The sequence below is a fragment of the Labilibaculum sp. DW002 genome (assembly GCF_029029525.1).
Lineage (GTDB): Bacteria > Bacteroidota > Bacteroidia > Bacteroidales > Marinifilaceae > Paralabilibaculum > Paralabilibaculum antarcticum.
This window is the reverse complement of record NZ_JAKJSC010000001.1, coordinates 26,199-40,582: the sequence shown is the minus strand read 5'-3', so window position 1 is coordinate 40,582 and position 14,384 is coordinate 26,199. Positions and strand designations below refer to the sequence as shown.

The 14,384-nt window shown below is 32.6% G+C and carries 15 protein-coding genes; 14 read left to right on the top strand and 1 reads right to left on the bottom strand.

Translation table 11 applies throughout. The annotated features are described in order from the left end of the window. Positions 1 to 13: 13 nt before the first annotated feature. Positions 14 to 733 (bottom strand): hypothetical protein, encoded by a 720-nt coding sequence (locus L3049_RS00195; protein ID WP_275107747.1) that lies wholly within the window; start codon positions 731 to 733, stop codon positions 14 to 16. 220 nt (positions 734 to 953) lie between these two features. Here L3049_RS00195 and L3049_RS00190 point away from each other — a divergent pair, with 220 nt between their 5' ends. The 14 genes from L3049_RS00190 to L3049_RS00125 all read left to right on the top strand — a co-directional run bounded on the left by L3049_RS00190 (position 954) and on the right by L3049_RS00125 (position 14,245). Beyond that, positions 954 to 2,255 (top strand): carboxypeptidase-like regulatory domain-containing protein, encoded by a 1,302-nt coding sequence (locus L3049_RS00190; RefSeq protein WP_275107746.1) that lies wholly within the window; start codon positions 954 to 956, stop codon positions 2,253 to 2,255. A gap of 266 nt (positions 2,256 to 2,521) precedes the next feature. After that, positions 2,522 to 3,076, top strand: a complete 555-nt coding sequence (locus L3049_RS00185) for an RNA polymerase sigma-70 factor (RefSeq protein ID WP_275107745.1) — start codon at positions 2,522 to 2,524, stop codon at positions 3,074 to 3,076. 5 nt (positions 3,077 to 3,081) lie between these two features. Further along, positions 3,082 to 4,104 (top strand): FecR family protein, encoded by a 1,023-nt coding sequence (locus L3049_RS00180; RefSeq protein ID WP_275107744.1) that lies wholly within the window; start codon positions 3,082 to 3,084, stop codon positions 4,102 to 4,104. A 10-nt stretch (positions 4,105 to 4,114) separates the two neighbouring features. Beyond that, complete coding sequence (locus tag L3049_RS00175) at positions 4,115 to 5,701, top strand: carboxypeptidase-like regulatory domain-containing protein (protein ID WP_275107743.1); 1,587 nt, start codon at positions 4,115 to 4,117, stop codon at positions 5,699 to 5,701. A gap of 5 nt (positions 5,702 to 5,706) precedes the next feature. Next, the gene (locus L3049_RS00170; protein WP_275107742.1) at positions 5,707 to 6,120 is read left to right on the top strand and encodes a DUF5655 domain-containing protein; all 414 of its coding nucleotides are present in this window, start codon (positions 5,707 to 5,709) and stop codon (positions 6,118 to 6,120) included. A gap of 87 nt (positions 6,121 to 6,207) precedes the next feature. Then, positions 6,208 to 7,212, top strand: a complete 1,005-nt coding sequence (locus tag L3049_RS00165; protein WP_275107741.1) for a lysylphosphatidylglycerol synthase transmembrane domain-containing protein — start codon at positions 6,208 to 6,210, stop codon at positions 7,210 to 7,212. Positions 7,213 to 7,304: 92 nt separating this feature from the next. After that, positions 7,305 to 8,579: a DEAD/DEAH box helicase gene (locus L3049_RS00160; protein ID WP_275107740.1), complete on the top strand. Its 1,275-nt coding sequence runs from the start codon at positions 7,305 to 7,307 to the stop codon at positions 8,577 to 8,579. 130 nt (positions 8,580 to 8,709) lie between these two features. Next, positions 8,710 to 9,879 carry a DUF819 family protein gene (locus tag L3049_RS00155; RefSeq protein WP_275107739.1) on the top strand — a complete coding sequence of 390 codons (1,170 nt, stop codon included), beginning with the start codon at positions 8,710 to 8,712 and terminating at the stop codon, positions 9,877 to 9,879. Between the two features lie 188 nt (positions 9,880 to 10,067). Next, positions 10,068 to 10,592, top strand: coding sequence for a hypothetical protein (locus tag L3049_RS00150; protein ID WP_275107738.1), 525 nt, complete (start codon positions 10,068 to 10,070; stop codon positions 10,590 to 10,592). A gap of 259 nt (positions 10,593 to 10,851) precedes the next feature. Then, positions 10,852 to 11,427, top strand: coding sequence for an RNA polymerase sigma-70 factor (locus L3049_RS00145; protein WP_275107737.1), 576 nt, complete (start codon positions 10,852 to 10,854; stop codon positions 11,425 to 11,427). A gap of 74 nt (positions 11,428 to 11,501) precedes the next feature. Continuing rightward, positions 11,502 to 12,479: a FecR family protein gene (locus L3049_RS00140; RefSeq protein WP_275107736.1), complete on the top strand. Its 978-nt coding sequence runs from the start codon at positions 11,502 to 11,504 to the stop codon at positions 12,477 to 12,479. 16 nt (positions 12,480 to 12,495) lie between these two features. Continuing rightward, the gene (locus tag L3049_RS00135; RefSeq protein ID WP_275107735.1) at positions 12,496 to 13,029 is read left to right on the top strand and encodes a DUF3575 domain-containing protein; all 534 of its coding nucleotides are present in this window, start codon (positions 12,496 to 12,498) and stop codon (positions 13,027 to 13,029) included. Between the two features lie 17 nt (positions 13,030 to 13,046). Beyond that, positions 13,047 to 13,736: a hypothetical protein gene (locus L3049_RS00130; RefSeq protein ID WP_275107734.1), complete on the top strand. Its 690-nt coding sequence runs from the start codon at positions 13,047 to 13,049 to the stop codon at positions 13,734 to 13,736. 53 nt (positions 13,737 to 13,789) lie between these two features. Further along, on the top strand, positions 13,790 to 14,245 hold the full coding sequence (locus L3049_RS00125) for a hypothetical protein (RefSeq protein ID WP_275107733.1): 456 nt from the start codon (positions 13,790 to 13,792) through the stop codon (positions 14,243 to 14,245). Positions 14,246 to 14,384 lie beyond the last annotated feature (139 nt).

Here is a 14,384-nt window from a genome sequence, read left to right as displayed (position 1 = left end):
GTCATATGATTTATTACTCATTAATACTCTCCATATTAATTTCGGCCAATTGACAAGCTTCTTCTAAATGTAATTCTTCTACAGCTCTATACAATATTGCAAAAGCTGAATGGATCCAAACAATAGACACGAAAACCCCAACAATCATACAAATTAGGCCAAGAAGTATAATCAAAAAGGACAATATCCCCATACCAAATATAGTCCAGAAATAACCCTTGGTCAAGTAAAAGCTCAATTTAACTGCCTGAATAGGATCTATCTTCTTATCCATAATCAGATAAGGCACAAAAATTAATTTACAGATCAAATAAATACCAGGAAGAATTAATAAAACAAAGCCAACACCAACAATACCAATAACCAGTAAATGACTCAAAATAACATATAGAAACTTTTTAAATCCACTCAGTATTTCTTCAAATTGTGGTTTTTCGTTTCTTGAAGCCCTCAAAAATATCCAATCGGCACCATAACTAAATGGTGTAACCACCAATATATAATAGATAAATCCAAATAGTTTAATAAATGACAAACCAATATTAAATGAATCATCCTCAAGCATATTCATTTTATCATATCCCATTGGTACGTCAATAACTGCGGAAACAACTATTATAAGTAATAGAAGTAAAAAATTGTTCTTTAGTACATTCCATCCCTCCTCAAAACAGCCACCAATTGTTGGAAACACCTTTAAAATCAGATCTTCTTTACAATAATCTACTTTCATGAATTTAATTTTTTAAATTATATTAATTATTCATCTAAATATAAAACATATAAAGGATCTAAAAAAACGTAAGAAATTTAGATAAATCAATTTTTCGAAAAAAAGCGAAAAAAAAGATAGGGTATTTATTTTCTAAAGCATCATACTTATAGAAATCAGAAAATACACGATCGTTTTTCTCATATCATTTAAATCCATTATTCAACAAAAATATAATGTCATGAAAACAAAAATTAGATATTACCTCGCAGTTATCCTTTCTGCATTTTTGTTATTCTCTTTCACCAATTCAATGGCCGCTGAGGGTACAAAGAAAAAGAAAGAAAAGACCAAAGTACAACAAGTAATAGATACTTTAAAGTATAACGTATATAAAGGTAAAATTCAAGATAAAGACACGAATGAGCCTTTAATGTTTGCAACCATTACGGTAAAAGGCGTTAATGTTGCAACCGTTTCAAATAACGAAGGAGAGTTTCTTTTGAAAATTGCAAAAGATCTACCGGTAAGTGAAATTGAAGTAAGTTATATTGGATACAAAAATCTAGAATACCCTATTAACTCTTTAAAGGCAAAAAGAAATATTCTCAAATTACAATCTGTGTCAGTTCCATTGGGCGAGATTAATATTTATCCTATGGATCCTATTTTTCTTGTAAAAAGTATTCTTGCAAAAGTTTCAGAAAACTATGCAAAGAATCCGAATATGATGAAAGGATTTTATCGAGAAACCGTTAAAAAGAACAGAACATATGTAGCTATATCTGAAGCTGTGGTAAACATACACAAAGCTGGATACAGACAATTAAGAGAAGATCAAGTTCAAATTTACAAAGGTCGAAAGAGTCAAGATGTAAAGAAAATGGATACGCTATTATTCAAGTTACAAGGTGGTCCAACTACTTCACTTCTTTTGGATATTGTGAAAAATCCATACAATCTTTTATCGCCTGATTTTATCACCAATTATGACTTCTCTATTAAATCAGTAACAAAAATTAATGGTAAAATTCATTATGTAGTTGAATTCAAACAAAAAGAGGACATTGATTTACCATTATACTACGGTTTATTATATATTGAATCGACTAATTTGGCTTTAGCAAGTGCTAAATTCAGCATGAACCTAAGTAATGAAACTGAGGCTAGTAGAATGTTCATTAAAAGGAAACCAGCAGGCGTAAAAGTAACTCCAAGTTCTGCCGATTACTTGGTAAATTACCATGAAAAAGATGGGAAATGGTATTTCAACTATGCCAGAGGAGAAGTTAATTTTAAGTGCAACTGGAAGCGTAAACTGTTTAATACCAATTACTCTGCAATGACTGAAATTGCAATTACCGATCGAAACGAAGAGAATATTATTCGCTTTAAAGGATTTGAAAAATTTAAATCAAACCAGATTATGACCGAAGAGGTAAGTAATTTTGCGGATGCAAACTTCTGGGGAGCTTACAACACAATTGAACCTGATCAATCTATTGAATCTGCAATTAAAAAACTAAAAAGAAAAGCTAGATAAATTGTTAGCGAATTCATAAAAATGGGAATGTATAACCTACGAAACCTTTGAATAAATGAATTCATGACAAACAAAAGAGCCGTTCACTCATAAAGGGGAAATGAGATATTCTGAACGGTTCTTTTCAATCAAGAAATAAAATTCTATATCGAATATTGCTATTCGATATTATTATAAGTAAATAACCAGATCTTTTCTCTAATGATTGAAAAATCCTAACTTAGAAAGCGCATTAAGAGCTTTAGATAAAGGAATAGAAACAGAAAATGTCGGAAGAAAAAGAAACGATACTACAGAACATACAAAATGGTAATTTACAGGAGTTTGAAAAACTGTTTAAAGAATATTACCCTTTGCTATGTCATTACGCTCTTAGGTTTGTAAAAGATTCAGACCAAGCTGAAGAAATTGTTCAGGAATTGTTTTGTCAATTATGGGAAAATAGAAAAGAATTAAAAATTCATACTTCACTAAAAGCCTATTTGTACAAATCAACCTATTTTAATAGCCTTCAGGTACTAAGAAAAAGAGGAATAAAAAACCAATACGTTGATTACGTTAAAAATCACAAGTCTGAACAAAGTCAGCCAAATAATTTAGTTGAAGAAAATGAAATCTATAATATCATACAGAGAACCCTAATCAAACTGCCTAGTCGTTGTGGACAGATATTTAAAATGAGTAGATTTGAAGGCTTGAAGTATCAGGAAATTGCTGATCAATTATCAATATCAGTAAAAACTGTTGAAGCAAACATGGGAAAAGCTTTAAAAGCTTTTCGTAAGAATTTAAAAGATTACGTTGGAATTATTGTGCTATAAAAAAGATGAAAGAAAAAACGTCACATACAATTGAGTGGGAAATCATTTCGAAATACTTGAGTGGAGAAATGAGTGCAGAGGAGAAATTAAACTTTGAAAAGTTAATGGATTCCAATCCTGAATATGCAGAAATCGTAGCTGCATCAAATAAAGATTTGGAACTAATTCAGGATGTAAAAGAAATTCAACAAAAATTCAAGGTCGATTCTGCCTGGACAAATGTTAGATCGAAATTAAGCGAGTCTAAATTAGACAACTCAAAAAATACAATCAGCATTTTTTCAGCTCAAAATGCGAGAAGAATAGTTCAGCTTGCGGCTATGGTAGTAATTACAATCGGACTTGGCTTGGCTTCTTACCATATCTATACCGATAAAATAGCTCCTTATCAGAGTATCAGCTCCGAACTAAACGAAAGTGGCAAAACAATTACCTTAGCCGATGGATCAAGCATAACGCTTAACGGAAAGTCTAGCCTGACTTATCCAAGAATTTTCGGGAGCAACGAAAGACGAGTGAAATTAACCGGGGAAGCATTTTTTGACATTGCAAAAAATCCGAACAAACCATTTATTATTTCGGTTGAAAATGCTGAGATTAAAGTTTTAGGAACATCATTTAATGTAAATGCTACTACTAATCATGTCGAGGTTCTTGTGGAAACAGGAAAAGTTAAATTTTCGCTTGTTAAAGATCCTAATAAAGCAATTTTACTTGAAAAAGGTGACTTTGGTGTATTAAGTGAAAATCTACTTAATAAAACATCCCAGAATGATGAAAATTACCTTTCATGGAAAACTCAATTGATGGTATTTAAAGCTATGAGCTTGCATAATGTAGCCAAAGTAATTAACCGTACCTATCAAGTAAACATTCAATTTAGCGATACCGCCATTCAAAAACTACCTATAACTACCACATTTAATCAAACTCCACTTGATGAGGTCTTAGAGAGTCTTTGTCGTCCACATAATTTAAGTTACGAAAAGAGTGGAGTTCGTATTATCATTAAAAAAGAATTAAAATAATATTGATTAAATGAAAACTAAAAAAGAACATATCCAATACATTTGTAATACTTTGTTAAAGAGTATGCTTATTGTATCCATATGTCTTACAAGTTTTCAACTTTCTGCTCAAGAAAATCTATTACAGAATAAAACTACTGTACGTTTTTCAGAACTTTCTATTACTGATGCTTTAGATACTTTAGCCGCAAAAAACAATTGCTATTTCACCTACAATTCCAATTTATTTTCGAAAGAGAAAAAGGTTAGCTTAGAAGAAATAGACACTCCTCTCAACATTATCTTACGAAAGCTTATTCCAGATACGAGTCTCAACTTTCAGCTTGTTAATAAGCATATTATAATTGTTCCGAACAATTACAAAAAGAGCAAAGCACTTACGACTGATCTAATTCCATACCTATCTTATCGTAAGATTAGTGGAAAAATTACGGATCAAAATTCAAAAACTGGTTTGCCATATGCTAGTTTGGGGTTAAGAGGAAAACATGTAGGTACAATAACCAATCAGGATGGCGATTTTACGCTTACTCTATCATCCAACAATATTCATGATACTTTAGTTGTATCCTACGTAGGATATAAAAACACAGAAATACCAGTCTCCGAAATCACGGAAAACAAAATTCATATTAAACTAAAAGAAGATTTTATTTCGCTTCAGGAAGTTATTATTCGAAACAAGGAACCAAAATCTTTGATAAGAGCCGCGATTAATAAAATAGAAAAGAATTACCCTCAAAAACCAACTAATATCACATCCTTTTACAGAGAATCGGTACTTAAGAACAACAAGTATATGATTTACCTGGAATCTATTTTAGAAATCTACAAACCTTCTTATGATAGAATCGATCATAAAGACAAAGTCAAAATATTTAAAAGTCGCAAAATATATGATGTTTCGCGTTTAGACACCATCTCATTCAGATTAAAAGGAGGAATACAAGGTTGTTTATTTTTAGATATCATTAAACACACACCAGAATTCTTGGACCCAGAATACATGCATTTTTACAACTACCATTTGTCAGATATAAGTAGTTTTGACAATAAGCCCGTTTACGTTATCGAGTTCAGGCCTAAACCTAATTTATCGACTCCATTAATGGAAGGGAAAATAATAATTGCCACAAGATCATTGGCAATTATTAGTGCCGAATTTGGCTATAACCCAGATCGATTACATGAAATTACGAGACAATTTATTAGCAAAGGAAATGCCAAAACAAAGGTTAAAGCCTTACATGTAGATTATGCTGTTAACTACCGTCAAATAGATGGTAAATATTACTTAAATCACAGTTTAGGGAACTTAAAATTTAAGGTTCGAAATAGAAAAAAACTATTTTCGCAAAGTTTTTCAACATCTTTCGAAATGGCAACCACAAAATTGGATACAACAAATATCAGAAGATATAAATTCCGAGAAACAATATCACCCGAAACCATAATGTCGACGGAAAACTTAACCTACGATCAGAATTTCTGGGGAAACCAAACCTTTATCAAACCAGAAAAGAACATCAAGGAAGCAATTAAAAGAATTAGCAGTAGCATGCAACAAGTGGCAATGGATACTCAAGAGGAAGAATAATTTTTATGCCCTACACTTGTCCTACGTGCAAAAGAGTCCTATCAGGTCCAAATCAATATCATTCTTGTTTTATTACTGATAAAGAAACTCATTTGAACAAAATGAATTCGGAAATTGAAGCTTTATATGAATCGCTTCTCTCCCATCTTCAATCTTTCGATGGAATTGAAATCATCTACCTCAAAACTTGTATTCAATTTAAGATTGGTGCTACATTTTTATCTGTTTACCCTAAAAAAGACAGATTGGATCTAGAATTTCAATTAACAAGAGAAGAAGATCAATTCCCTATTTATATTTGCAAAAGGATATCAAAAAATAGAGTTCTTCATCGTATTGCAATTGCAGAAATAGCAGATTTTGACCAACAATTACGAAATTGGCTCTTGGAAGCTTATCATACAATAAAAAAGAGATAACAATTTTGACCGAAAAAAGAGGCCATTCTAAAAGTCTTTCTATTTTTGTAGTTCTTTGTAAATTCATTTAAAATCGAACTAAAGTAAATGGGGAGTAAAATAAAAAGCATAGTACAAAATTCACTTGGACTTATAATTGGTTCTGTATTTCTGTTTCTCACATTGCGTGAAAAACCAATGGGACCTGTATGGGAAAGTCTAGCGAATGCCGATTATTTTTTCATCTTACTTAGCTTCGTATGTTTATTTATCGTTTTCTATTTAAGAGCTCTACGTTGGAAATTATTAATCGAAGAGTCTGGAGAAACACCAAAATCAGATAAAGTTTTAACCTCGATCTTAATAGGCTACTTTGTAAACAGTTTCACTCCAAAATTCGGCGAAATTATTCGTTGTACATCACTTCAAAAAACGACAAAAGTACCTGTTGCAGTTTCCATGGGAAGTATGATGGCGGAAAGAGCCTACGATTTGTTAATTCTTGGCTTAGGTGTATTTACCATTTTTTGGATTGAATTAGATCGCCTACAAGTCATAATAGATTCTACAATTGGTGGAATTTCTCACATTTACGGCTACCGATATTTATATGTATTTCCGATTGCCTTTGTAGTTCTTCTTCTTTTATTCTTAATTAGCTTACGCAGATTAAAGAAATCTGAAAGGCGTATCGTGAAAAAGCCTATTGAGTTTTTACAAAGTATGTTTTTGTCCTTAAAACAAGGATTACTTCTAAAAAAAAGAATCCAATTTATAATCTTAACACTTCTGATTTGGATATTCTTGGTCCTTCTAAACTACATCTATTTACTTTGCTTGCCTGAAACTTCAAGTTATTCAATTGGCTTTGCCTTGATAATTTTATTCATTGGCGGCATTGGTTGGGCACTTCCAAGTCCAGGAGGAATAGGTACAACTCATTTTTTTCTACTTCAATTATTTTTAGCCTATCAATTGGACCCAAATGCTGGCATTAGTTTTGGAATTCTTTCAAATGGATTAACATTTATAGGTACAATTATTCTTGGTGGTTATGGATATTTCCGATATTGGGTAGAAATAAAGGCGAAAAATAAAATAAAAACGTCCTAAATCGAAAAAGGATACTCATCAAGATTGTAAAGCATTCCACAAAATCATATTTTAGACCTATCTTTGTGCGATAAATCATCTGAATACAAAAAATGAAATTTAGTCAATATAGTTTTTCCCCAGATATCAAGAAGAATTTAGAAGGTTTAGGTTTTAACAGACCTACCGATATTCAATACAAAGCTATACCTCCAATTGTAAGAGGTGAAGATGTGCTGGCTATTGCCCAAACTGGTACCGGAAAAACAGCTGCTTTTGCAATTCCTATTATAGACAAATTGCATAAAAGCAAAAAAAGTAGACGCAGCGAAGAGATCAAATGCGTTGTTATGGTGCCTACTCGTGAGCTTGCCATTCAAATTACAGAAGTTTTTCAAGAACTTGGCAAACATACAAAGGTGACAAGTTTTTGTGTTTTTGGCGGCGTAGAACAAGCTCCTCAGATTGCAAGTTTGGAAGACGGCATTGATATTCTTATTACCACACCTGGAAGAATGTTCGATTTAGTTAGTCAAGGTCATATTTATTTGGACAAAGTTGAAACTTTAGTTCTCGATGAAGCCGATCACATGTTGGATTTAGGTTTTATTAAAGACATTCAAGATTTAATACGATATCTTCCTAAGAAACGTCAAACCTTGTTTTTTTCGGCTACGATCACTCCTAAAATTAAAAAACTTGCCTATTCGCTTGTTAGAAGTGCTATTCGCATCCAAATTTCTCCAAAAGATCCTGTTTCAAAGAATGTAGAACATGGAGTTGCTTTTGTTAGTATGGATGATAAACGCTTCTTTTTAGAGCGCTTAATAAAAGAGCATATCGACAGTAAGATTCTTGTTTTTGTACGTACAAAAATTAGAGCTGAAAGAGTTCATAAAGCTATGGAACGGGTTGATATTATCAGCCAAACGATTCATGGAGATCGTAACCAAGATGATCGTTTGCTTGCTCTAGAGGCTTTCAAATCAGGTAAAGTTAAAGTTTTAATTGCAACAGATGTAAGTGCACGTGGTATCGATATCGCAAATGTAGATTATGTGGTAAACTACGATATGCCAGATGTGGCAGAAAATTACGTTCACCGTGTAGGTAGAACTGGTCGTGGAGTTCAAAAAGGGTTGGCGATTTCATTTTGCTGTCCTGAAGAAGAACAAAATTTACTAACAGATATACAAGAATATACAGGAACAGAAATTCAAGTAATGGATATCTCTAAGGGAGAATATACTGCCACCATTGATTTCTCGGAAGATTATTCTAAAAGCTTGAAAGAACTGATGGATGAAGCAGAAGACTTCATGCAAACTCCAAAAAAGAAAAACGCTAAAAAGAAGGCGGTTAAGAAACCAAAGAAGAAGAAAAAATAATAGCTCAGAAAGAACCTCAAAATCACACGAATTTGAGGTTCTTTTTTTAACATCTCATTTTTATTACTGCTTCTTTGCTTTTCGGCAAAAATCGAAATATATTCGTTTCTCATAATCTAAACAAACACCTATGCAATCACTAATCTCTCCCGAAAACAATTTGGTTTTGTTCTTCGTGGTAGCAGGTGCTGCAGCTTTTGGTATCTATTCTGAACAAAAAAAATGGTTTGGAAAACTATCGGGTATTCTTGTTACCATGATATCCATGTCTATATTAGCCATGTTGGGCGTTCTTCCTGTAGCTTCTAATCCCAACGTAAAAGTTGAGGTCTACGATATGGTGTTTACTTACTTCATTCCTATCTCAATCCCGATGCTTTTGTTTAGCTCCAATCTGCTGAAAATTGTAAAGGAAAGTGGTAAGCTACTTCTGGCCTACACCATAGGAGCAATTGGAATTGTATTAGGCTGTTTTCTTGCTTTTTCGTTAATCGATTTAGGCGAAGATGCCGGAAATACAGCAGGCGTTATTGCTGCAACGCTAATTGGTGGTAGTGTCAACTTTATTGCTGCAGCAGAGAGTTTAAATTTCAGTACCAACCCTATGTTTACAGCAACTATTGCTGTCGACAATTTGGTTTCGAACCTTTATACACTCTTCTTGTTCCTAACGCCATCTTTAATGTTTTTAGCTCGATTCTTTGTAAAACCTAAAAAAGAGAATCAAGTTGAAGACACTAAAGCAATAGAAAAAGCTAAATTTCCGATGACTTTAGAACGAATAGCTGTTTCAGTATTTATTGCTGCACTTATAGCTGGATTGGGGAACCTTTTAGCTCCATACCTTCAAAGTCTATTGCACACAAAACTAAACTTAAGTATACTCGTAATTACCGTTTTAGCGGTGCTTGCTGCGAACCTGTTCCCAAAGAGATTAAAACCTTTGGAAGATACCGCATTCTCACTTGGCTTGTGGATGATGTACATCTTTTTAGCTGTAATTGGTGCCGCTACTAACATGACACAAATTTTTAGTATAGGCCCAGCAGTATTAGGCTTTTACTTAACGATTATGATCTTCCATTTCTTATTTATGATGGCCTTAGCAAAACTCTTTAAATTAGATGTTTACGAAGTAGTTATTTCTTCAGCTGCGAATATTATGGGCCCTTCGGTTGCAGCACCAATGGCTGCCTCTATGGGACAAAAGAAATTAGTAACTCCTGCAATTCTGGTTGGCATATTAGGTTATATCATAGGAACCTTTATTGGTGTTTCAATTGCTATTTACCTTACCTAAAACATACAGAAACCATATTTCTGATCTTAAGGCTTTGCATTATTGCAAGGCCTTTTTTATGCAAATAAATTTAACTCAATGCAAAACGAAAGAAGTCATAATATAGAAACATTCTTTTAACATAGATTTCTTCATAGTTAAACTATTTGTTTAATTTTAATTATTCAATAACCCTAAACAATCTAAAAATGAAAAAATCTGACATTATTGACTTAGCTCTTAAAATATTTGGATTCTACATTATTGCTTCAGCAATTTTATATTTGCAAAATTTCCATTACTTGCGACTTATGGCAACTGTAGAAGCTAATAATACAAATTACACAGGGCTTGGAATATTAATAGGATTTAGCCTATTGGTATTCGTTATTGGATATTTGTTGATTTTTAAATCCACTAAAATTGCTCGTAAAATCTGTAAAAATGATTTTGACATTAATCTTTCTTTTGATTTGAATTACAGCAAAGTATTAGAAATTTCATTAATGATTTTGGGTTTAATTATTCTAATTTTCAAATTCTCTAGTTTTGTATCTAGCATTACTCAAATAGTAAGTCAGTTTACCAGTATTCATCCGCAAAGTAATCCATCTATTGCTTTTTCAGTTGCTACCCTATTACAGTATATCTTAGGCTATATCCTATTAACAAATGCAAAAGCTTTATCTAATTGGATCATTCGAGTAAATCAAAAGAATATTGGGAAAGCATAATTATTAAGCATAGTAGAAACAACATATAAAAAGAAACCAAAGCATATCCGCTTTGGTTTTTTTTAGTGTTAACACTTAATAAACAAGCGCTAATATTGACTAAATACTAAAACCACAAGGCGCATTAAGCATCCATTCAAATAAAATTTCATTTTTTTTCGATTTCACATACGTGTTATAAGCCATTTAATTGTCTTTTGATTAGAAAGAGGCTAAATTCCCTTTTTATATTATGCATAATCTACTCTTTACTGAATAAATGGAACACACATTACAAAACCATTCATACGAAAAGCTAACAGAAGCAAATATAGAAGCACTTTTTAAAGAGCACTATTCTATTTTAACCGCCTATGCAAACAAATTCCTCACAGATTTGGATGATTCAAGAGAAATTGTTCAAGATGTTTTTGTAAAACTCTTCGATAATAAAGATTCAATTAAGATTCACACATCGGCTAAAGCACATCTGTTTACTTCTGTTCGCAATTCTTGCTTAAATACCATTAAGCAGCGGAAAAATCATGCAACACATCACGAGAACATTAAATATTTGAGTTCAGGCGTAAGCATGCAAGCAGATAAAATTCTTGAGCAAACAGAACTAGAACATGAAATTTTTAAAGCGATAGATGAACTGCCAGAACAATGCCAACGCATCTTCAAACTAAATCGCTTTGATGGTTTTACCAACCAGGAAATAGCTGATCAGTTAGGTATTTCGAAGAGAACTGTGGAAACGCAAATCTCAAAAGCGCTAAAAACCTTACGAGTTAAAATTGGCCCATCAATGGCAAAACTTCTAATCATCTTCCTTTTAAATGCCTTGAAATAATTTTTTTGCATTTTTTTTCAAATTAGAATACGTGTGATGGCAAACTTACTTGTCTTACTATTAGAAACAGCAAAATGAAGAACAACAATCAACATATCGACGAACAGCTTTTAGTAGCAATACTAGAAGAGAGAGCGACAGGTCAGGATAAGCTAAATTTCCAGAATTGGATTGACGCTACTCCTGAGAATGAAGAGATTTTTCAAAAGATGCTAAAAATATGGAAATCGAGTAAAGAGATTGAAGTATTTCAAAGAATTGATGAAGCAGCTGATTGGAAAATGATTAAAGCTAAATCAGGAAAAAGTAGAAAGTTAAACACTACAAAACTGGTCATGCGATACGCAGCAACAGTTCTGGTATTAATTTCTCTTAGCTTGGTTTATTTATATCAAACCACGCCTGGCTTTGGAAAATATGCTCAGAGTCATGCAATCATGCAAAAAGAACAAATTCTTTTGGCGGATGGCACAGAAGTATTTCTAAACAAAAAGAGTAAAATAATTTATCCTAAATATTTCAATTCAAAAATCAGAAATGTAGAGTTGGAAGGAGAAGCTTACTTTCAAGTTAAGCGTAATCCTAACAAACCATTTATAATCAAATCTGGAGATGCTATCATTGAAGTGCTTGGTACCAGCTTTAATGTTAACAACAGAACAGATGGAACAACAATTGTGAGTGTAAACTCGGGTAAGGTTAGCCTTAAAAATCAGAATACTGGTGAATTGGTTTATCTAACCAAAGGTGAAAAAGGAATCATTCAAAAGCAAGAGCTTAGCGAATCGGTAAACAAGGAGTTCAACTACAAATCATGGAAAACTGGTGTTCTTGTATTTAAAGAAACACCAATGAAAAAAGTTTTTGCAGATCTTGAGCAACACTATGGTGTAAAAATCACCAACAAGAGCCTTAAAATTGATACGCTAACTTACACCAACACCTTTACCAACGCAAAGCTCGACAAGGTAATTGAAGAACTTAAAATTGGCCTTAAGGTTCACGTCTCACAAAAGGGAAATCATCTAATAATTTCAGATGAGAATAACTAAATCTAAAATTGAACAAATGAAAAATAGAATTGTATTAATAGCTTTTCTGATGCTTGGCTGCATATCGTTTACAAAAGCACAAAATACTGTAATAAAGGGAAATTTGCTAAGTCCATTGGTTCGTACAGGATCGTTTTTTATTGAACAAAAACTGAACGATAATAGCAGTCTTCAACTAGGGCTTTTATATTCTGGCGCGAAAGTTGATGACACCAAAGTAAGAGGCTTTGGAATTACACCTGAATATCGTTTCTATTTATCGGAATCGGCAGCACCAAAAGGATTTTTTGTTGCCCCTTATGCCAGATATTTGAATTACGATTTAACAAGTGATGATAATTCGAATGCCAATTTGCAAAGTATTGGAGCTGGTTTAATAATCGGTCAGCAATATATTTTTAAAGAAAGAGTAAGTTTCGAATGGTTTTTTGGCCCAGCCTATACAAATGCTGAATTAGATGTAAAATCAGGAGTTGAAGATGATTTTGACACAGGCAATTGGGATGGATTTACCCTTAGAGCTGGATTAACCGTTGGAATAGCCTTTTAACATTAAAATTTAGACTTATGACACGACAATTATTTACATACCTATTCGCCATATTAGTTAGCATTAGTTTAATTAGTTGTGAAAAAGTCAATTCTAATGATTTGGCTTACGATACACCTGTTTATCAATCGTACAAGCTGGTGTATGACAATTATTACAACGAAACAACAGCAACTGCCGAGTTTAAAGTAAGAAATAGTTCTGGTGTTCATATCAAACTGGTGGAAGATGCTTATATCAGGTTTAATAATGAAAGACATCACGATTATTGGCCAGTATTTCATGAGTATAATTGGAAAAGTAGAGGGTTTACCGATGTAGATTTTCTTTACAATAAGAATTGGGATCAAGATTTCTTCAATACCATTTATACAGATGATATTGCCTTTACAATAATTCCGCATGATTTAGATGAAATTGACATTAGTTCGTCAGCAAAAATATATTGGGATGGCGCTCCTATTGAAAATAGTGAAAGTTTAAGCATAAGCATTGAACAATCTGGAAGAAGTATTTCGGAAAGCACACATCACAGAGGCGATCGATATATTTATTTTGAGGCAGAGGATTTAAGACGACTCTATCCAGGAAATGCAACAATTCATATCGAAAGAGAAAAAAAATATCGTTTGGATGAAGAAGATGAATATGCTGGAGGAAAGAAAATCATCATTTTAAAAGATAGAAAAGAGATTTATCTCTACTAGAACAAGTACAAAAAAAGAATAATTAACCTATTACAATAACACAAATTAAAAGAATGAAAAAGTTATTATTTATTGCGTTTATCGCACTTGCATTTGTTTTTGAATCAAATGCACAATCAGTACAATACAAAGTAATCACATCAGTTGAATCAATTGTTCCTATGGGATTAGGTCGTTCTAGAATTGTTGAAGAAAAAAGCGGTATTGATGCAGAAAATTTTACTACAGAAAGAACCGATGGTAAAAAAAGCAAGCAAAAAGATGTTAAACGTTCTGATGCGAAAGTATCTTTATTTGCAGAAACGAAATTGCTTAATTTTTACAGTATTGCAGGTATCAATTTCCAGAATATCGCTTCTAATGATGCTTTAATCTCATCTAAAATCAACACATTAGTCGCAGATGGTTGGGAACTAGCATTTGTGACTTCAGCTGTTGAAAGTGATAGCGGAAAAGGTGACGGGAAAGGTATTTTCATCACACGTTATATCTTTAAGAAAGTAAATTAATTTTCAACTATACATTTACTTACAACTCCAAAACTGGAGTTAGCATATCAAGACAATAATAAGGAAGCCTTTGGGCTTCCTATTGTTGTTTAGGAGTACATTGCTTAAATTTACTCTGAATTTATCCCGAACCTGTTCG